This window comes from Vibrio fluvialis (genome assembly GCF_900460245.1).
GTDB classification, from domain to species: domain Bacteria; phylum Pseudomonadota; class Gammaproteobacteria; order Enterobacterales; family Vibrionaceae; genus Vibrio; species Vibrio fluvialis.
This window is the reverse complement of record NZ_UHIP01000001.1, coordinates 2,407,144-2,424,993: the sequence shown is the minus strand read 5'-3', so window position 1 is coordinate 2,424,993 and position 17,850 is coordinate 2,407,144. Positions and strand designations below refer to the sequence as shown.

At 50.7% G+C, this 17,850-nt stretch carries 15 protein-coding genes; 9 read left to right on the top strand and 6 right to left on the bottom strand.

Features of this window, described 5'->3' with window-relative positions:
- Positions 1-51: 51 nt before the first annotated feature.
- The 3 genes from yaaA to DYA43_RS11335 are packed head-to-tail and all read left to right on the top strand — an operon-like array spanning position 52 to position 1,768.
- Positions 52-825 carry a peroxide stress protein YaaA gene (gene yaaA / locus DYA43_RS11340; RefSeq protein ID WP_020429775.1) on the top strand — a complete coding sequence of 258 codons (774 nt, stop codon included), beginning with the start codon at positions 52-54 and terminating at the stop codon, positions 823-825.
- A 24-nt stretch (positions 826-849) separates the two neighbouring features.
- Positions 850-987: a DUF5363 family protein gene (locus tag DYA43_RS22955; RefSeq protein ID WP_020330534.1), complete on the top strand. Its 138-nt coding sequence runs from the start codon at positions 850-852 to the stop codon at positions 985-987.
- Positions 971-1,768 (top strand): TatD family hydrolase, encoded by a 798-nt coding sequence (locus DYA43_RS11335; protein WP_061056855.1) that lies wholly within the window; start codon positions 971-973, stop codon positions 1,766-1,768. Before DYA43_RS22955 ends, DYA43_RS11335 begins: the two co-directional genes overlap by 17 nt.
- 63 nt (positions 1,769-1,831) lie before the next feature.
- Here the strand turns inward: DYA43_RS11335 and DYA43_RS11330 are convergent, their stop codons facing one another.
- The 4 genes from DYA43_RS11330 to DYA43_RS11315 form a co-directional block, all read right to left on the bottom strand.
- Positions 1,832-2,797, bottom strand: coding sequence for an ABC transporter permease (locus tag DYA43_RS11330; protein ID WP_061056854.1), 966 nt, complete (start codon positions 2,795-2,797; stop codon positions 1,832-1,834).
- Positions 2,798-2,800: 3 nt separating this feature from the next.
- Entirely contained in the window at positions 2,801-3,913 is a 1,113-nt protein-coding gene (locus DYA43_RS11325; RefSeq protein WP_024373287.1) for an ABC transporter permease, read from the bottom strand.
- Positions 3,910-5,472 carry an ABC transporter ATP-binding protein gene (locus tag DYA43_RS11320; RefSeq protein WP_061056853.1) on the bottom strand — a complete coding sequence of 521 codons (1,563 nt, stop codon included), beginning with the start codon at positions 5,470-5,472 and terminating at the stop codon, positions 3,910-3,912. Before DYA43_RS11320 ends, DYA43_RS11325 begins: the two co-directional genes overlap by 4 nt.
- A 171-nt stretch (positions 5,473-5,643) precedes the next feature.
- On the bottom strand, positions 5,644-6,639 hold the full coding sequence (locus DYA43_RS11315) for a BMP family lipoprotein (protein ID WP_199251765.1): 996 nt from the start codon (positions 6,637-6,639) through the stop codon (positions 5,644-5,646).
- A gap of 808 nt (positions 6,640-7,447) precedes the next feature.
- Here DYA43_RS11315 and DYA43_RS11310 point away from each other — a divergent pair.
- The 5 genes from DYA43_RS11310 to deoD all read left to right on the top strand — a co-directional run bounded on the left by DYA43_RS11310 (position 7,448) and on the right by deoD (position 13,671).
- Positions 7,448-8,713, top strand: a complete 1,266-nt coding sequence (locus tag DYA43_RS11310; protein ID WP_020330540.1) for a NupC/NupG family nucleoside CNT transporter — start codon at positions 7,448-7,450, stop codon at positions 8,711-8,713.
- A 646-nt stretch (positions 8,714-9,359) separates the two neighbouring features.
- Entirely contained in the window at positions 9,360-10,139 is a 780-nt protein-coding gene (gene deoC / locus DYA43_RS11300) for a deoxyribose-phosphate aldolase (protein ID WP_061056852.1), read from the top strand.
- Between the two features lie 92 nt (positions 10,140-10,231).
- Entirely contained in the window at positions 10,232-11,560 is a 1,329-nt protein-coding gene (gene deoA / locus DYA43_RS11295) for a thymidine phosphorylase (protein ID WP_061056851.1), read from the top strand.
- 19 nt (positions 11,561-11,579) lie between these two features.
- Positions 11,580-12,800: a phosphopentomutase gene (gene deoB / locus DYA43_RS11290; protein WP_061056850.1), complete on the top strand. Its 1,221-nt coding sequence runs from the start codon at positions 11,580-11,582 to the stop codon at positions 12,798-12,800.
- Between the two features lie 145 nt (positions 12,801-12,945).
- Positions 12,946-13,671 (top strand): purine-nucleoside phosphorylase, encoded by a 726-nt coding sequence (gene deoD, locus DYA43_RS11285; protein ID WP_020330544.1) that lies wholly within the window; start codon positions 12,946-12,948, stop codon positions 13,669-13,671.
- A gap of 68 nt (positions 13,672-13,739) precedes the next feature.
- Here the strand turns inward: deoD and DYA43_RS11280 are convergent, their stop codons facing one another.
- Positions 13,740-14,345, bottom strand: coding sequence for a YtjB family periplasmic protein (locus DYA43_RS11280; protein WP_061056849.1), 606 nt, complete (start codon positions 14,343-14,345; stop codon positions 13,740-13,742).
- Between the two features lie 103 nt (positions 14,346-14,448).
- Between DYA43_RS11280 and serB the strand changes: the two genes are divergently transcribed.
- Positions 14,449-15,429 carry a phosphoserine phosphatase gene (gene serB / locus DYA43_RS11275; protein ID WP_061056848.1) on the top strand — a complete coding sequence of 327 codons (981 nt, stop codon included), beginning with the start codon at positions 14,449-14,451 and terminating at the stop codon, positions 15,427-15,429.
- 45 nt (positions 15,430-15,474) lie between these two features.
- Here serB and DYA43_RS11270 read toward each other — a convergent pair whose 3' ends face one another.
- The gene (locus tag DYA43_RS11270) at positions 15,475-17,823 is read right to left on the bottom strand and encodes a PilZ domain-containing protein (RefSeq protein ID WP_061056847.1); all 2,349 of its coding nucleotides are present in this window, start codon (positions 17,821-17,823) and stop codon (positions 15,475-15,477) included.
- Positions 17,824-17,850 lie beyond the last annotated feature (27 nt).

Below are 17,850 nucleotides of genomic sequence, written 5' to 3'. Positions count from 1 at the left end.
TTTTTTGTAGGCTATAGAAAGCTCAACCAATCAAAGAATTAGGATAAGACAATGCTGATTGTGGTTTCACCTGCAAAAACACTGGATTATGAATCGCCGCTGCCAAGCGAGCGCCACACACAACCGGAACTGACCCAGCACTCAAAAGCACTGATTGAGGTGTGCCGTAAACTGACACCGGCGGACATTTCCGCGCTGATGAAGGTGAGCGATAAAATTGCCGGACTCAACGTTGCTCGCTTTGCTGAGTGGAGTGAGACCTTCACCTTTGAAAACGCCCGCCAGGCGATTTTTGCCTTCAAAGGGGACGTGTACACCGGGCTTGAGGCTGAGACGCTAAGCGATGATGATCTGAGCTTTGCACAGTCACATCTACGCATGTTGTCTGGCCTGTATGGCCTGTTGAAGCCGCTGGACCTGATGCAGCCTTACCGTTTGGAGATGGGCACCAAGCTGGCGAACGATCGTGGCAGTAACCTTTACCAGTTCTGGGGCAATGTCATTACTGACAAGCTCAATGAAGCGATTGCCGCTCAAGGCGACAACGTGCTGGTCAATCTGGCATCCAATGAATATTTCAAAGCGGTCAATACTAAACAACTGGACGCGCAGGTCATCACGCCAGTGTTCAAAGACTGCAAAAATGGTCAGTATAAAGTGATCAGTTTCTACGCCAAAAAGGCGCGCGGCATGATGGCTCGTTACATTATTGAAAACCGTATTGAGTCGGTAAAACAGCTGGAAGCGTTTGATACCGCTGGCTACTATTTTGTGGCGGCAGAATCGACCGCTACTGAACTGGTGTTCAAGCGCGAAGAACAGTAATCGTTACGCACAGGAGAGTTTGCTATGTGGGCATGGATGAAGGCAATGATCGCGCGCTACGATGCCTGGTGTCGGGCCATGGGGCTGACGCCGGACCAAAAGCGCTGCTGCGTACCATACCGTAAAGACCCGGCGCACGATCAAGATGGCGATAAAGTCTGAGGTCCGCCTGTTCGACACCCATTGTCATTTTGATTTTGATGCGTTTGCCAGTGATTTCCCGACCGAGATATCGCTGGCACAACAAGCTGGGGTTGAACGTTTTCTCATTCCCTCTATTGGGCCGCAGAACTGGCAACGTGTTGCGCAGTTGGCTGAGCAGTTTCCCGGTGCGGTTTATTACGCACTGGGTTTTCATCCCTATTTTCTTCAATCAGATTGGCACAATCCGCTAGCCAGACTGGAGCGTGAACTCAGTGTGCGCAGTGAGGCATGTATCGCGCTCGGCGAAATGGGGCTTGATGGCATGATTGCTGTCGATGCCCAGTTGCAGGAACAGTTATTAATTGGGCAACTGGCAATCGCGCAGAGTGCGCAACTGCCCGTTATTCTGCATAGCCGAAAAACGCACAATCGCTTGCTGCAATTGCTTAAACAAACCCGTTTTCAATACGGCGGGGTGTTGCACGCTTTTTCCGGCAGTGTGCAACAGGCGCAGCAGTTTATTGATTTGGGATTTCACATCGGTGTCGGTGGTGTCATCACCTATCCACGTGCCAATAAAACGCGTCAGGCTGTGGCGGTGTTGCCGATTGAGTCGTTGGTGCTGGAAACAGATGCTCCCGATATGCCGTTGTCAGGCTTGCAGGGACAACCCAACCATCCGCGTTATCTGCCGCAGGTACTTGATGCTTTGGCGCAGCTTCGCAATGAAGACCCACATCAACTGACGCAGCAACTGTGGGATAACAGTTTACGCGTGTTTGGCATATCTGAAGCGTGAGTGACAATTCTGATCTGAAGGATAAAGTAAAGGGCACGATATGTGCCCTTTACTATTTGGTGGTTACTCGCGCTCTTTGGTGTAAGGCACACCAATCGCTTTTGGTGCCACCGCTTTACCAATAAAGCCAGCCAGCAGGAAGACGGTCAGTATATAAGGCGAAGCTTCGATTGCCTGGACCGGAATGGGGAAATCACCAATTGAGACCCCTTGCAAGCGAATTGCCAGTGCGTCGAGAAAGCCGAACAACAAACAGGCCGCCATCGCCGTCACAGGCCGCCATTTCCCGAAAATCAGCGCGGCGAGGGCCATATAGCCCTTACCAGCACTCATATTTGGAATGAACTGCGCAGTCTGGCCGACCGACAAATACACGCCGCCCAGACCGACCAACAGGCCACAGATCACCATGGCGCTGTAACGCATGCCGACGACCGAAATCCCCGCGGTATCGACCGCAGCAGGGGACTCACCGACCGCGCGCAAGCGCAGACCAAAGCGGGTTTTGAACAGCACATACCAAGCGGTTGGTACCGCCAGAAAGGCGATGTATTCAATGATTGAGTGGCCGCTGATCAACTCGGAGTACAGCAGTCCAATCACAGGCGTATCCTGAGCTGCATCTGCACCTGGCAGGGTGAGCGGCGCAAAACGCGCATCGCCTGAGAGCGTTGGCGTCTGGCCGCCCTGTCCAAACCAGTAACGGCCGAGGGTAATGGTCAAGCCTGTCGCCAGAATGTTGATGGCCATGCCGCTGACGACCTGTTCACCGCGGTGGGTAATAGAGGCAAAGCCGTGCAGCAGCGCGAGCAGGATGGAAACACCGACACCCGCCAGCAAACCAAGCCAGGCTGAGCCTGTTACAGAGGCGGTCGCCGCACCGGCAAATGCTGAGGCGAGCAGTTTCCCTTCCAGCGCGATGTTTACGACGCCGGAGCGTTCACTGAACATGCCAGCCAAGGCGGCCAGAATCAGCGGTGTCGAGACTCGGACCGTGGCATCGGCCATTAGAATAAAGGTTTCAAACATAGCTTATGCCACTCCTTGTTTTGACTGGCCGAACAGACGTCGGTAGGTGCGTTCCAGCGATGGGCGGAACATGTGCTCCAACGCGCCGGAGAACAGAATCACCAAACCTTGCAAAACGACGACAATATTGCGGTCAACCCCATATTCAAAACTCAGTTCTGCACCGCCCTGATAGAGGAAACCAAACAGCAAACTCGCCAGCAGGACTCCGACCGGGTGGTTACGACCCATCAGTGCGACGGCAATCCCGGTAAAGCCAAAGCCTTCGACGAAGTTCAGTTTGATTTGGTGTAGCTCGCCTTGCAGAACATTGATGCCAAAGAAACCGGCCAACATGCCAGAAAGCAGCATGGTAATCACAATCACTTTGATGTAGTTAATCCCGGCGTAAGAAGCCGCGGACGCATTGGCGCCGATGGCGCGAATCTCATAGCCCCAACGGGTATGCCAGATAAACAGCCAGACGAAAACACAGCTCAGCAGCGCAAACAAAAAGCTGATGTTGAGTGGGCTTGCGGCCAGTTTTACGCCAAACACAGCCAGCAGTTCATGCATTTTCGGTAACCAGCTCGATACCGCAAACACGCGGCTTTCGGTTGCCATGGTGTTTTCCGGCTTCAGCACATCAACCAACAGATAAGCCATCAGCGAAGAGGCGATGAAATTGAACATGATCGTGGTGATCACGATGTGCGAGCCCCGTTTCGCCTGCAGGTACGCCGGAATAAACGCCCAGGCCGCACCAAAGGCACCGCCGGCGAGCACCGCAACCGGAAATACCACATACCAAGGCGCGTATTCGCCCAGTGTTAAACAGACTAAGCCGACACCAAGACCACCGATGTAAGCCTGACCTTCTACCCCGATGTTGAACAGGCCAGCATGATAAGCCACCGCAACGGCAAGACCAGTGAAGATAAAGCCCGTAGTGTAGTAGAGGGTGTAACCGAAGCCTTCCGCGTAACCAAAAGCGCCGGTCCACATGACTTTGATTGCATCGAGCGGGTTGATGTCGATGTAGATAAACAGCAGGGCAGAGACCAGAAACGCGACCAGAACATTGATCGCAGGCAGCAACCCTATCGTGACCCAGGCAGGGACGTTTGTCTGACTCATGCCAAGTTCCCCTGTGATTGTATTACATGATCCGGCACGATGTTGGCCATCATCAGGCCTAAGGTTTTCTCGTCTGCCAATTTGGCATCCAGTTCACCCACGATCGCGCCGTCAAAGACCACCAGAATGCGATCTGCCAGGCTGAGGATCTCGTCGAGTTCAACCGATACCAGCAGGATCGCTTTGCCCGCATCGCGGCAGGCGATGATCTGTTGATGGATGTATTCAATCGCGCCGATGTCGACCCCGCGCGTCGGCTGACCAATCAGTAACACATCCGGTTCTTCTTCCATTTCGCGTGCAATCACCAGTTTCTGCTGGTTGCCGCCGGAAAAATTAGCCGTTTTCAGATGGATGTCGTTTGGCCGCACATCCCATTTGTTCATGCTTTCCTGACACAGCGTCGCGATGGCCTGCTTATCTTGCAGCAGCCCTTTGTTGTACTTCGGCAGGTTGTGGTAGCCGAGAATGTAAGCTTCTTGCGCTTCAAACTTATTGATCAGTCCCTGTTTGTGGCGATCTTCCGGAATATGGCCGACACCCATAGCACGTACTTGCTGTGGGTCAGCCGGGTGTTGAGGAGAAATCGTGTGACCATTCATCTGGATCGTACCGGACGTCGGTTTAAGGATGCCGGACAACAGCGACAGGATTTCAGACTGACCATTACCGGAAACGCCGGCGATACCCACCAGTTCACCAGCGCGAACGGAGAAGCTGATGTCTTTGACACGCGGCACGCCACTGCTGTCGACATAATTGAGGTGTTCAACCTGCAACAGCGCCTGTTGCGGATGAGGTTCAGACTTTTCGACTTTGAGGCGGACTTTACGCCCCACCATCAGTTCGGCCAGTTCTTCACGATTGGTGTCTGAGGTTTTGACATGGGCGACCATCTGACCCTGACGCATCACCGAGATGTTGTCGGTAATCGCCAGTACTTCACGCAGTTTGTGCGTAATGATGATGACGGTGGTTCCCTGACTGCGTAATTTATCGAGAATGGCAAACAGGTGATCCGCTTCCTGAGGTGTCAGCACGCCAGTGGGTTCATCGAGAATGAGTACGTTAGCGTTGCGATAGAGCGCTTTCAGAATTTCGACGCGCTGCTGTAAGCCAACCGGCAGATCGCCCACCAGACTGTCGAGCGGGACGTCCAGACCGTAGTCTTTTTCCAGTTGGATGAGCTTTTTGCGCGCTGCTCTCAGGCTGTCATTCAATTTCCAGCCGCTTTCCGCGCCCAGAACAATGTTTTCCAAAACGGTGAAGGTATCCACCAACATGAAGTGCTGGTGAACCATGCCGATCCCTGAACCAATCGCATCTTGCGAATTGCTGGGGGAGTATGGGGTGTTGTTGACGCGCATTTCTCCGGCATCAGGCGTGTAGAAGCCGTAGATGATGCTCATGAGCGTCGATTTGCCTGCACCGTTTTCACCGATAATGCCGTGAATGGTTCCGGCCGGGACTTGCAGATCGATTGCGCGGTTGGCATGAACAGCACCAAAACGCTTATCGATCTGTTTAAGTTCGATGGCAAAGTGTTGAGATTGAGTCACACGAAAACTTCCTGAACGAAAATGAGTTTCTTGCCTTTATTGCGCCAAAAGGGGCGCAATACAAATCAATAGACGCCGCTACATCAGCAGCGGCGTATCGGGTTATCCATTGGCTCTTTACCCTTGCGGTGTTGCCCGCAAGGCCAGACTTATATGGATAGTCAGAGCGTTTTAGTAATCACATTTATTGTCTGACATGTAGTCATGGACCTGAATCTTGCCGGCGATGATGTCGGCTTTCAGGCTTTCCATGTAGGACTTCATTTCTTCGGAAATCAGAGGCTTGTTGTACTCGTCGTACGCCCAGTCAACCGCGTTTTCTTTCAAGCCCAGTACCTTGATGCCTGGTTGCCAAGCTCCGTTGATTTCTTCTTTCCAGCTGTCGACAGCCGCCGCACCGACCAGTTTCACCATTGAGGTCAGCATGGTGCCTGGTTGAAGATGGTTTTGGTTTGAGTCCACGCCAATGGCCAGTTTGCCCGCATCGGCTGCTGCTTGGTAAACCCCTAAGCCAGTGCCACCTGCTGCGGCGTAAATCACGTCAGCGCCTTTGGAAAACTGAGATTTCGCCAGCTCTGAACCTTTTGCCGGGTCTGCAAACGCTGCGGGTGTCGAGCCTGTCATGTTCTGCAGAACGGTGATCTGTGGATTGGCGTATTTCGCGCCTTGCTCGTAACCACATTCGAATTTACGGATCAGAGGAATGTCCATACCGCCGACAAAACCGACAACGCCTGATTTAGAGGCTTTCGCGGCCAGTGCGCCAACTAAGAACGAACCTTCGTGTTCTTTAAAGACGATCGATTGTACGTTGGGCTTATCAACCACCATGTCGAGAATGGTGAAGTGGATGTCTGGAAACTCAGTGGCGACTTTCTCGACCGCTGACGCCATGTTGAAACCCACCGCAACGATTGGTGAGAAACCACGGCTCGCCAGACGACGAAGCCCCTGTTCACGTTGAGCTTCGTTCTGAGGCTCAAACTCACGAACTTCAAGGCCTTCGGCCTCCATGACTTTTACGCCGTTCTGATAAACCGCTTCATTGAACGATTTGTCGAATTTACCTGCGGTATCGTAGATAACGGCAGGTTTTGCTTCTGCGAATACGTGGAAAGAGGAGATTGCGAGAGCAAGGGTAGATATTTTTAGGATGGATTTTTTCACTGTATATATCCCTATGTTACAAAACCACTGTTGTTAAATTGATAATAAAATGTTGACCAATAGGTCAACTCATTGAGCCTACCAATTATAAGTTTATCGTTTGCGCTGCAAAAAAAAGTGCAATAGTTCACATCAAGTCACATTTTTTTTCGAAGAACAAAATATTAGGTTTTGAATTGTTAATCAATTGTTGTTTTTATTAACAATTGGTCGGGTGAATAGCAGGATTTGTGTGAGTGTCATCGCTAAATTAATGTAATCGATTAACTCATTCATGCGTAATAACGAAGTGCTTATAATTTCATATAAAAAATAGCGGTAATGAAATTTCACTGACTAGAATTGAATATCAGAAAGAAAATAAATTTATGGATAAATAAACAGGTCAGACAAAGAAAGCCAAATAAACCGAAAAAACCAGTGAAAACTGTTTCAAATTGGTGTGACTGAGTACACAAGTTTTTATTTGCCAATAATGAGAAAAAACGCAGCGAAATGAAAATAAAAAACGTGAATTTGTCGTTAACGTGCTGCGATCTTTATGGGTTTTAAATTGAGCAAACGGTTGCATTTGGGTGAGTTCGACGTGTCGGATTTTTTGCACACCAAACCGGTCAAATAGCAACTCTGAACACTATCTACACAATTATTTGTGATTGGCTTCTCAATTATAAATGCAACAAAAAGAGTTTTATCAATATTGCGTGATGCATGCGTTACTTTTTTTTTGGCGGGTGCGTATAATCCGCTGCGAAAACAAACCAAAGTTTTACACGCCAACAATTAACTTATAAGGAAGTCATAAACTATGAGCCTGTTTATGAGCCTAATCGGTATGGCAGTACTAATTGCAATCGCAGTACTACTGTCTGATAACCGTAAAGCTATTAACTTTAGAACCGTGGGTGGCGCATTTGCTATCCAATTCGCACTAGGTGGTTTCGTTCTTTACGTCCCTTGGGGTCGTGATCTGCTGGCAGGTTTTGCTGCTGGTGTTCAGAGCGTAATCGACTACGGTAAAGATGGTATCGGTTTCCTGTTCGGCAGCCTGGTTAACTTCTCTGTTGACGGTATCGGTTTCATTTTTGCTTTCCAAGTTCTGCCTACAGTAATCTTCTTCTCTGCACTGATCTCAGTTTTGTACTACCTGGGTGTGATGCAGTGGGTTATCAAGATTCTGGGTGGTGGCCTGCAAAAAGCACTAGGCACTTCTCGCGCGGAATCTATGTCTGCAGCAGCAAACATTTTCGTTGGTCAAACTGAAGCACCTCTGGTTGTGCGCCCGTTTGTTCCAAAAATGACTCAGTCTGAGCTGTTTGCAGTAATGTGTGGTGGTCTGGCTTCTGTAGCAGGTGGTGTACTAGCTGGTTACGCATCAATGGGTGTGCCTCTAGAGTACCTGGTTGCAGCGTCATTCATGGCGGCACCTGGTGGTCTGCTGTTCGCGAAAATCATCAAACCTGAAACTGAGGCTCCAGATGAAGAACTGGGCACAGTAGACATCGACGGTGGCGACGACAAACCAGCAAACGTAATCGACGCTGCGGCGGGCGGTGCGTCTATGGGTCTGCAACTGGCACTGAACATCGGCGCAATGCTGCTGGCGTTCATCGGTCTGATCGCTCTGATTAACGGCCTTCTGGGTGGTATCGGTGGTTGGTTCGGTATGCCACAACTGACTCTTGAACTGCTGCTGGGTTGGGTATTCTCTCCACTAGCATTCATCATCGGTGTGCCATGGTCTGAAGCAACTCTTGCCGGTTCATTCATCGGTCAGAAGATCGTAGTAAACGAATTCGTTGCATACCTGAACTTTGTTCCTTACGTGGGCGAAAACGCTCAAGTAGTAGCAGCAACTGGTGCGGTAATGTCTCAGAAGACGGCTGCAATCATCTCCTTCGCTCTGTGTGGTTTCGCGAACCTGTCTTCTATCGCGATCCTGCTGGGCGGTCTGGGTGGTATTGCTCCTAACCGTCGTCACGACATCGCACGTTTCGGTATGAAAGCTGTGGCTGCTGGTACGCTATCTAACCTGATGGCAGCAACCATTGCTGGCTTCTTCCTGTCTTTCTAAGTTTGTAGAGAAAGATTATATAGACGCCGTTTAACATCACCCCGTAGCAAGAGATTGCTGCGGGGTTTTTTTGTTTTCTGGCCATCGAAAATGAGGGCAACGTGTAATGGATTGCACGCTAAATCCAGCTCCGACAAGGGCTGAACCTCGTTTCGATTGCTGGTTATTTTGAGATACAAACCGTTTGCTCTAGCAGCGGCGCTACAGTTTTGCGACGAATATCTATACTGTATAAAACTAAAGAGCATGGGATAAATCGTAGTAATACGGTGACCATTTCTTCTGTTCGGGAGTGGCTGTTCTGTGTTTAGCCATCTGTTGCGCACTCTTCAGTCACGGGAGTGATAAAGATGCGTCGGGTGGGATTGCTTCTTAATTTATGATTGGGAAGTTTTAGTTAGCATGAGTGGATACAAGGAGTATCATTCACGCTGAGGCAACCGATGTTGCTGACATACGTTAGACACCACAATCGCAGATTGTTGTGCCATAGACCAAATTGGTACTGTGCGGTGACAGGGATAGCAATTGGTGCGTAGCACCGAGTCTTCAAGGAACCAAGTCCGTTCATTTGTGGCTGCCCGCCATGAAACATCCGTTTCGGGTCGGGGAGTGAACTATTTGAATATATTGATCGGAGATAGAAATGAGCGATTTAAAAGCAGCAGCACTACGTGCACTTAAACTGATGGACCTGACTACGCTGAATGATGATGACACGGATGCGAAAGTGATCCAGCTTTGTCATGATGCGAAGAGCCCAGTCGGTAACACCGCTGCGATCTGCATCTACCCTCGCTTTATTCCTATTGCTAAGAAGACCCTTCGTGAGCAAGGTACACCAGACGTTCATATTGCAACGGTAACCAACTTCCCACACGGTAACGACGATGTGGACATTGCGGTTGCTGAAACCAAAGCCGCAGTGGCTTACGGTGCAGATGAAGTGGACGTGGTGTTCCCATATCGCGCTCTGATGGCAGGCAATGAACAGGTTGGTTTTGACCTGGTGAAACAATGTAAAGCGGCTTGTGGTGACACAGTGCTACTGAAAGTGATCATCGAAACCGGTGAACTGAAAGAAGAAGCGCTGATCAAAAAAGCTTCTCAAATCTGTATCGAAGCCGGTGCAGACTTCATCAAAACGTCTACGGGCAAAGTGCCAGTGAATGCGACGCCTGAATACGCGCGCATGATGCTGGAAGTGATCCGCGATATGGGCGTAGCGAAAAGCGTTGGTTTCAAACCAGCGGGTGGCGTTCGTACTGCAGAAGATGCAGCCCTTTACTTAGCAATGGCAGATGAGATCCTGGGTGACAACTGGGTAGACAGCCGTCACTACCGTTTTGGTGCATCAAGCTTGCTGACCAATCTACTAAATACATTAGAAGTGACCAACGAAACTGCAGATCCTGCAGCGTACTAATTCGTTTCGCGTCTCAGGTGGCGCTCTGCGCCACCTATATTCTCTCTATACGATATAGACCATGGCTCTGATTCAGAGCTTGGGAGGCACTCATGTATTTACCTCAAGAAATTATTCGCAGAAAACGTGATGGCGAAGTCCTGACCGCAGAAGAGATCAACTTCTTTGTTCAGGGTGTTGCGAACAACACGGTTTCTGAAGGCCAGATCGCAGCATTTGCAATGGCGGTATTCTTTCGTGAAATGACCATGCCTGAACGTATTGCGCTGACCTGTGCAATGCGCGATTCCGGTATGGTGATCGACTGGAGCCACATGAACTTTGATGGCCCGATCGTCGACAAACATTCCACCGGTGGTGTGGGCGACGTAACCTCACTGATGCTTGGCCCAATGGTGGCAGCGTGTGGCGGTTACGTACCAATGATCTCTGGCCGTGGCCTTGGCCACACTGGCGGTACGCTGGACAAACTGGAATCGATTCCGGGCTACAACATTACGCCAACTAATGACGTGTTCGGCAAAGTGACCAAAGAAGCCGGCGTGGCCATCATCGGTCAGACTGGCGATTTGGCACCCGCGGATAAGCGTGTCTACGCCACTCGTGATATCACCGCAACGGTAGACAACATTTCCCTCATTACCGCGTCCATTCTGTCGAAGAAGCTGGCGGCAGGTCTGGAATCGCTGGTAATGGACGTCAAGGTGGGTTCGGGCGCGTTTATGCCAACCTACGAAGCATCGGAAGATCTGGCAAAATCCATCGTGGCAGTAGCCAACGGTGCTGGTACCAAAACTACGGCCATTCTGACCGACATGAACCAGGTGCTGGCGTCATCGGCGGGTAATGCCGTGGAAGTGCGCGAAGCGGTGCGTTTCCTCACCGGGGAATACCGTAATCCACGCTTGTTTGAAGTGACCATGGCGTCGTGCGCCGAAATGCTGGTGCTGGGTAAGCTGGCCAAAGACACCACTGAAGCGCGTGCCAAACTGCAAACCGTGCTGGATAACGGCCAGGCGGCGGAACGTTTTGGCAAGATGGTGGCAGGTCTTGGTGGGCCGGCAGATTTCGTGGAAAACTACGATAACTACCTTGATAAAGCCGACATCATCAAACCTGTGTACGCCGAGCAAAGCGGCGTGGTTTCCTCAATGGATACCCGCGCTATTGGCATGGCGGTGGTCGGTATGGGCGGCGGACGCCGTGTGGCGACCGATAGCATCGATTACGCCGTCGGCTTTGATCAGTTTATCCGTCTGGGTGAAGTCGCCGACAGCAATAAACCTTTAGCAATGATTCACGCCCGTACTGAAGCGCAGTGGCAAGACGCTGCCAACGCACTACAACGTGCAATCAAAGTGGGCGGAGAGTATGTACCAACTCCGGAAGTGTACCGTCAGATTCGTGAAGAAGACGTGTAGTTTCGGCTAGGAGTGAGCAATGAAAAGAGCATTTATTTTAGTTTTAGATTCCTTCGGTATTGGCGCGGCACCAGATGCCGAAGCGTTTGGTGATGTCGGTGCAGATACGTTGGGCCACATCGCGGATCAGTGTGCTAACGGTGAAGCCGACAATGCGAACCGCAAAGGCCCATTGACGTTGCCAAACCTGTCCAAACTGGGTTTGGCAATGGCACACAAAGAAGCTACGGGGCGTTTTGCTCCGGGTTTGGATGAACGTGCCGATATCATCGGTGCCTACGGCCACGCTGCCGAGCTGTCTTCTGGTAAAGACACGCCATCAGGCCACTGGGAAATTGCTGGTGTGCCGGTACTGTTTGACTGGGGTTACTTCAGCGACAAACAAAACAGCTTCCCGAAAGCGCTGACCGATCGCATTCTGGCGCGCGCGGGTCTGGACGGATTCCTGGGTAACTGCCACGCATCGGGCACTCAAGTGCTGGATGATCTGGGTGAAGAGCACATGAAAACGGGTCAGCCAATTTTCTACACCTCGGCAGACTCGGTGTTCCAGATTGCGTGTCACGAAGAGACGTTTGGTCTCGATCGTTTGCTGGAGCTGTGCCAAATCGCTCGTGAAGAGCTGGAAGATTACAACATTGGCCGTGTGATCGCGCGTCCGTTCATCGGCCCGGGTAAAGGTCAGTTTGAGCGTACCGGTAACCGTCGTGACCTGTCGGTTGAACCGCCTTCAGAGACTGTGCTGCAAAAGCTGGTGGATGAGAAACAGGGTCAGGTTGTATCGATCGGTAAGATTGCTGACATCTATGCCAACTGCGGTATCACCAAAAAAGTCAAAGCGACCGGCATTCCGGCGCTGTTTGATGCCACTCTGGAGCAAATCTCAGCTGCTGGTGATAACACCATCGTGTTCACCAACTTCGTCGATTTCGATTCCGCTTACGGCCACCGCCGTGATGTTGCCGGTTATGCGGCGGCGCTGGAATACTTCGACAACCGTCTGCCACAAGTGCTGGAACTGATGCAGGACGATGACCTGCTGATCCTGACGGCCGATCACGGCTGTGACCCAACTTGGCCGGGCACCGACCACACGCGTGAGCACATTCCTGTAATTGTGTACGGCAAAAAAGTGAAACCGGGCTCTCTGGGCCAGCGCGAAACCTTTGCTGACATCGGCCAGACACTGGCGAGCTACTTCGGTACCTCAGCAATGGACTACGGAAAGAACTTTCTGTGATAGCGCGCCGCAGACGAACACGTGATGACGACGTCATCGGCCTGTCACGTCTGCGGGCAAAGATTTGACTGCCTGTGGGCAGAAACCAAATTCAACGATTAAAATTTATCCAGAGACTGGGTAAACGCAATAAAGGAAAACACACATGGCTACTCCACATATCAATGCTGAGATGGGCGATTTTGCTGATGTAGTACTGATGCCGGGTGACCCGCTGCGCGCGAAATACATTGCTGAAACATTCCTGGACGATGTGGTTCAGGTCTGCGACGTGCGCAACATGTTCGGTTACACAGGCACTTACAAAGGCCGCAAAGTGTCAGTAATGGGCCACGGTATGGGTATTCCATCGTGCTCAATCTACGTGACTGAGCTGGTAAAAGATTACGGAGTGAAGAAAATCATCCGTGTTGGTAGCTGCGGCGCCGTTAATGAAGACATCAAAGTGCGCGATGTCGTGATTGGCATGGGTGCTTGTACCGACTCTAAAGTGAACCGTATCCGTTTCAAAGATCATGACTTTGCTGCGATTGCGGATTACAAAATGGTGAAAGCGGCGGAAGAAGCAGCCAAAGCTCGCGGTATCGACGTTAAAGTGGGTAACCTGTTCTCGGCTGAATTGTTCTACACGCCGGATCCATCAATGTTCGAAGTGATGGATAAATACGGCATCGTGGGTGTGGAAATGGAAGCTGCGGGTATCTACGGTGTGGCTGCTGAATACGGTGCAAAAGCACTGGCTATCTGTACTGTTTCAGATCACATCAAGACGGGTGAGCAAACTACTTCAGAAGAGCGTCAGAACACGTTCAACGAAATGATTGAGATTGCGCTGGATTCAGTGCTGATTGGTGACCAAGAAGGTTACTGATTTTTCTCAGTAAGATAAAACGTAAAAACCTCAGCATGTGCTGAGGTTTTTTTATGCGTTTCTTCAGGTTATCCGGCGTTTTTCAACAGCAGGTTTTCGCCTTTGTTTTTCGGTTTACGGCGCAATAGCAGCGTTAACAACACGCCACTGATGAAGCTCATCAGCAGCATCAGGTACATGTAGCGATCACTCTTGCGGTAGTGATGATCGGAAATGGCGGTCACTTTACCAGTTTCAAAGGTGATACGTACAAAGCCAATCAGGCTGCCATCGTGCATCACCGGTTCAACTAACTGCTGGCGGCCGATGCTGGCGGTTTGCAGTGGCGTGTCCAGGCCGAGTACTTCACGCACGCTCAGGGCAGAATCGCTGGCGGCCAGTTTCACCCCTTCAGAATCATAAATAGTGGCATCAAATACCAAACGTTCCTGGGCTAACTGGTTAGTCAGTGCTAACAAACGCTCCTGATCCTGATCGGTAATCATGCTGCTCGCAGACAACGATGCTTGCGTGATCAGCACTTTAGTCAGGGTTTCCAACTGATTGGCCTGAATCCGTTCGTTGCCTTTACTGATCACAACACTGTTTTTGATGGTGGTGAAAAACATCGCCGCCAACAGGAGGACTGCCAGGATACGAATCACCATACGGAAGGAAAATAAAGAGCCGTCCATACACTGTTAACCCAAAGAAAAATAAGACTGGGCTCATATTGAGACTTGCGTTTTTAAATTGCAATAGGGTAACGTCAGGGAATCCCAACAAAGGAAAGTGGACATGGACGCTTTGAAAACCTTAACTATTAAAAAACATACGACTTTGCTCAACCGTCTGCCAGAAACCCGTTTTGCTAGCCAGTTAGATAAATCCAAAGCCAACTGGATCATTTTTGGCGAGTTTCTGTCGCCACAGCAATTTGATGACATTGATTTTTTCACTGGTCAGTACAACACCATCGTGGAAACCTGGAAAGTGGGTCGTTACGACGTCGCGTTAATGGCGGGTGAGTTGACGCCGGAGCATGAAACCATCCTCAAAGGTTTGGAACTCGATTTCGCCCGCATCTCGGAAGTGCCCGATCTATCCAAACCAGGGCTGATCGTATTGGACATGGACTCCACGGCGATTCAAATCGAGTGTATCGATGAAATTGCTAAGTTAGCCGGCGTGGGGGAAGAAGTGGCAGAAGTGACCGAACGTGCGATGCAGGGAGAACTGGATTTCGAACAGAGCCTGCGCCAACGAGTGGGCAAACTGAAAGATGCCGATGCTGCAATTCTGGAAGCGGTGCGCAGTGAACTGCCATTGATGCCTGAACTGCCGGAGCTGATTGGCACATTGCAGTCGTTTGGTTGGAAAACGGCGATTGCCTCAGGCGGATTTACCTATTTCTCGGATCATCTCAAACAGATGTTGTCACTGGATCATGCTCAGTCCAACACGCTGGAAATTGTCGATGGCAAACTGACGGGACAGGTGCTGGGCGATGTGGTGTCCGCGCAAACCAAAGCCGATATCCTGGTTGAACTGGCGCAGCAGTTCGATATCGAAATGCACAACACGGTTGCCGTCGGCGATGGTGCCAACGACTTGGTGATGATGTCCGCCGCGGGATTGGGCGTGGCGTATCATGCCAAGCCGAAAGTCGAAGCGAAAGCGCAAACCTCGGTTCGTTTCTCGGCGTTGGGCGGCGTATTGTGTATTCTCTCCGCTGGTTTGGTGAAGCAGCAGAAGCTGAGCTGGAAAGCGCAGCCGTAATTGATGCGAAATGATAAAAAAAGCGAGGCGTGATGCCTCGTTTTTTTATTGGGTCAGTTCCAGACGAATCAACACTTCTTCGGTGATATCGATGATTTCACCAAAGCCGATGATTGCGCTGAGTTCTTTCTCCAGCGATTTGGCGTGCGGCATGCTGATTTGGGTCAGTTCATTGAGGTCGCTGCGCATTAACATCGTGATGGGGTCAAACACCGGCACACCGCTGACACGCAGCACGTAAATTTCGCCCATGTGCTGCGCACGAGCAATAAACTGCATTCGCTCTTTGGTGTTGGCAAAATCATTCACCAGCCTTGATTCAATCGACTGAATGCGTGAACCAAACTTCATTGCCGCGATGTAAACCTCGTTATATTGCGGTTCGGCACCATCAATGCGCCGCATCGGGGTGGCGAGTAAAGAATTGGTGTGTCCTTTGAAGATCGGCTCAAGTGAAATTCGGTTCTCGTGTCCGAGTTTCGCCAGCAGCGCCAGATGGGGTGGCAACGGGTAGTTGACGCCGATGACGCGTGGTCTCAGGTTGGCCCCCGATTTCTCGACGAAAATCGGTGTGCTGACCATTTTGTCCAGCAGAATGTTGTGCAACCCTTCCAGCAATGACTGACTAGGCAGAATCTCTTCTTTACGTAGCAGCTTGTCCTGGTTGTTTTCGATGATGCTGTTAAAGAAGGCAATACTCTTAATGGTTTGCGTATTCTCTTCAATCACCATTTGCAGGCGGCGGCCTTCCGGACTGATGCGTATCACTTTATAAGGCAACGCATCCAGCGGTAGCTTTTTGTCGTATAGCTTCAGTTCCTGAAAGTTCACATTTACCATATCGCCGGCTTTGAGTTCCACCGGGCTACTGAGGACCAGACTCAGGCCGCGTTTAGACAGATCGACCGTAAAGCCCTCAGCCAAAACTTGGTCGTTAAGGTGAAGTTGCAGCGGCGTGCGGAACTTATAACGTGGCTCTTTACGGCGAGTGCGTGCATCGAAATAGATGTTGAGCGGCATGCCTTCAACTTTACGCGGGTGGCGGAAAGGGTTGAGCTCGCTGCTTGCTAAGGCGGGTTTGTCCACCAACAGGTAATCTTTCGCTGAGCTGACATCACTCACTTCCTGCAAAATACCGCAGTGGGTGAGTTCGCTGGAGTGATTGGCCAGTTCTTGCGAATGTTTCGCCAGTTCAACGCGTTCCTCTTCAGAGAGCTCAAATACCGACAGGCGAAACGCTTTCCAGCTGTTTTTGCGTGCACCGATGTGCCAGAACAGTTTACGTTGTTCGCGAGTCGCTTCTGGCATCATCATTGAAAAGAACAGGGTTTTGCCCTGGTGGTCGTGCTTGAAGGAATAGAGTACGTTGTTGCTGCCACGAATACCGGGTTTGGTCAGCATCTCCATGCGGCTGCTGTTGAACAGGCTGCCCAACGCTTGCTGATTGCGTTCATCCTGCCAGTATTGCCAGATAGGCTGGTTGTTTTCCGTCATCAACACCAGTTTGAGTTCGCTGCCACTGAAAAAGACCGGCAGGTTGGCGGTGTGTTTGAGATAACTGTGTTCGTACCCTCGAGTACGGGCGCGGATGATTTTGTCCTGGTTATCGTGTTTGGCTTTTTGCGCGTTGTTACGCAGTGATTCAAGGATCACTTGCTCAACGACGTTGGTCTCGGAGAGCTTAAGCGTGCGTAAAAACTTCACGGCATCGTTGTCGTAAGACTCTTCAATCGCCAGAATACGGTATTCGATAGGTTTGTTGAGGCCACCAATCTCTGAGGTCTGCTCAAGTTCGGTGAACAGCACCGAGATAACGTCTCCCAGTTTGTAATCAAACGCGGAAGGTACTTTGAACTTGGCGCCAGAGGCTGACAGATCAACACTCAGGCCGTGGACAACCTGTTCGCGAGTACGCAGGTGAATTTTGACCTGTGATGCGATTTTTAAACGGTTTTCCTGACGCTTGAGATCGTAGCCGAGTTTGACTGGTTCGACTTCAAACGGACTGTCGGCGCTGGTGAGTTTTGATTGATTGAGGGTGCCACGCTGTTGCATGACCCGGAAGTTGTTGCGCGTGTTATACAGTGTATCCCACACCCCTTCGGTGTAGCTGCCGTATTTCTTCAGCCCTTTGTGATAGGCGTTAAAGGCCACATCATCGAGCCAGTGTTTGCGGCCATCCAGATCATACTCTCGGCATTCACCTTGCACCCGACCACGCAGGTCGATGCTTTTGCTACACGGCGCCATCACACGGTTGAGCTCCATCTTTACCAACAGTTTGACTGACGGTGGATGGTTGCTGGTTAATTGGTTCAGCAGGCGCTCGAAATCGGGTGAGTTAAACACCGGAATTAATTGTTCAGCGAAAGAGAGAATTTCAGATTGCTGCATATTTTTCTGTTAGAGTGTGGTTCTCAT

Excerpts from the sequence above, each read along its gene's own strand:
- deoB (WP_061056850.1), top strand. The coding sequence starts at position 11,580 with ATGAAAAGAGCATTTATTTTAGTTTTAGATTCCTTCGGTATTGGCGCG.
- yaaA (WP_020429775.1), top strand. The coding sequence starts at position 52 with ATGCTGATTGTGGTTTCACCTGCAAAAACACTGGATTATGAATCGCCG.
- DYA43_RS11270 (WP_061056847.1), bottom strand. The coding sequence starts at position 17,823 with ATGCAGCAATCTGAAATTCTCTCTTTCGCTGAACAATTAATTCCGGTG.
- DYA43_RS11335 (WP_061056855.1), top strand. The coding sequence starts at position 971 with ATGGCGATAAAGTCTGAGGTCCGCCTGTTCGACACCCATTGTCATTTT.
- deoD (WP_020330544.1), top strand. The coding sequence starts at position 12,946 with ATGGCTACTCCACATATCAATGCTGAGATGGGCGATTTTGCTGATGTA.
- DYA43_RS11325 (WP_024373287.1), bottom strand. The coding sequence starts at position 3,913 with ATGAGTCAGACAAACGTCCCTGCCTGGGTCACGATAGGGTTGCTGCCT.
- DYA43_RS11310 (WP_020330540.1), top strand. The coding sequence starts at position 7,448 with ATGAGCCTGTTTATGAGCCTAATCGGTATGGCAGTACTAATTGCAATC.
- deoA (WP_061056851.1), top strand. The coding sequence starts at position 10,232 with ATGTATTTACCTCAAGAAATTATTCGCAGAAAACGTGATGGCGAAGTC.
- DYA43_RS11330 (WP_061056854.1), bottom strand. The coding sequence starts at position 2,797 with ATGTTTGAAACCTTTATTCTAATGGCCGATGCCACGGTCCGAGTCTCG.
- DYA43_RS11280 (WP_061056849.1), bottom strand. The coding sequence starts at position 14,345 with ATGGACGGCTCTTTATTTTCCTTCCGTATGGTGATTCGTATCCTGGCA.
- serB (WP_061056848.1), top strand. The coding sequence starts at position 14,449 with ATGGACGCTTTGAAAACCTTAACTATTAAAAAACATACGACTTTGCTC.
- DYA43_RS22955 (WP_020330534.1), top strand. The coding sequence starts at position 850 with ATGTGGGCATGGATGAAGGCAATGATCGCGCGCTACGATGCCTGGTGT.
- deoC (WP_061056852.1), top strand. The coding sequence starts at position 9,360 with ATGAGCGATTTAAAAGCAGCAGCACTACGTGCACTTAAACTGATGGAC.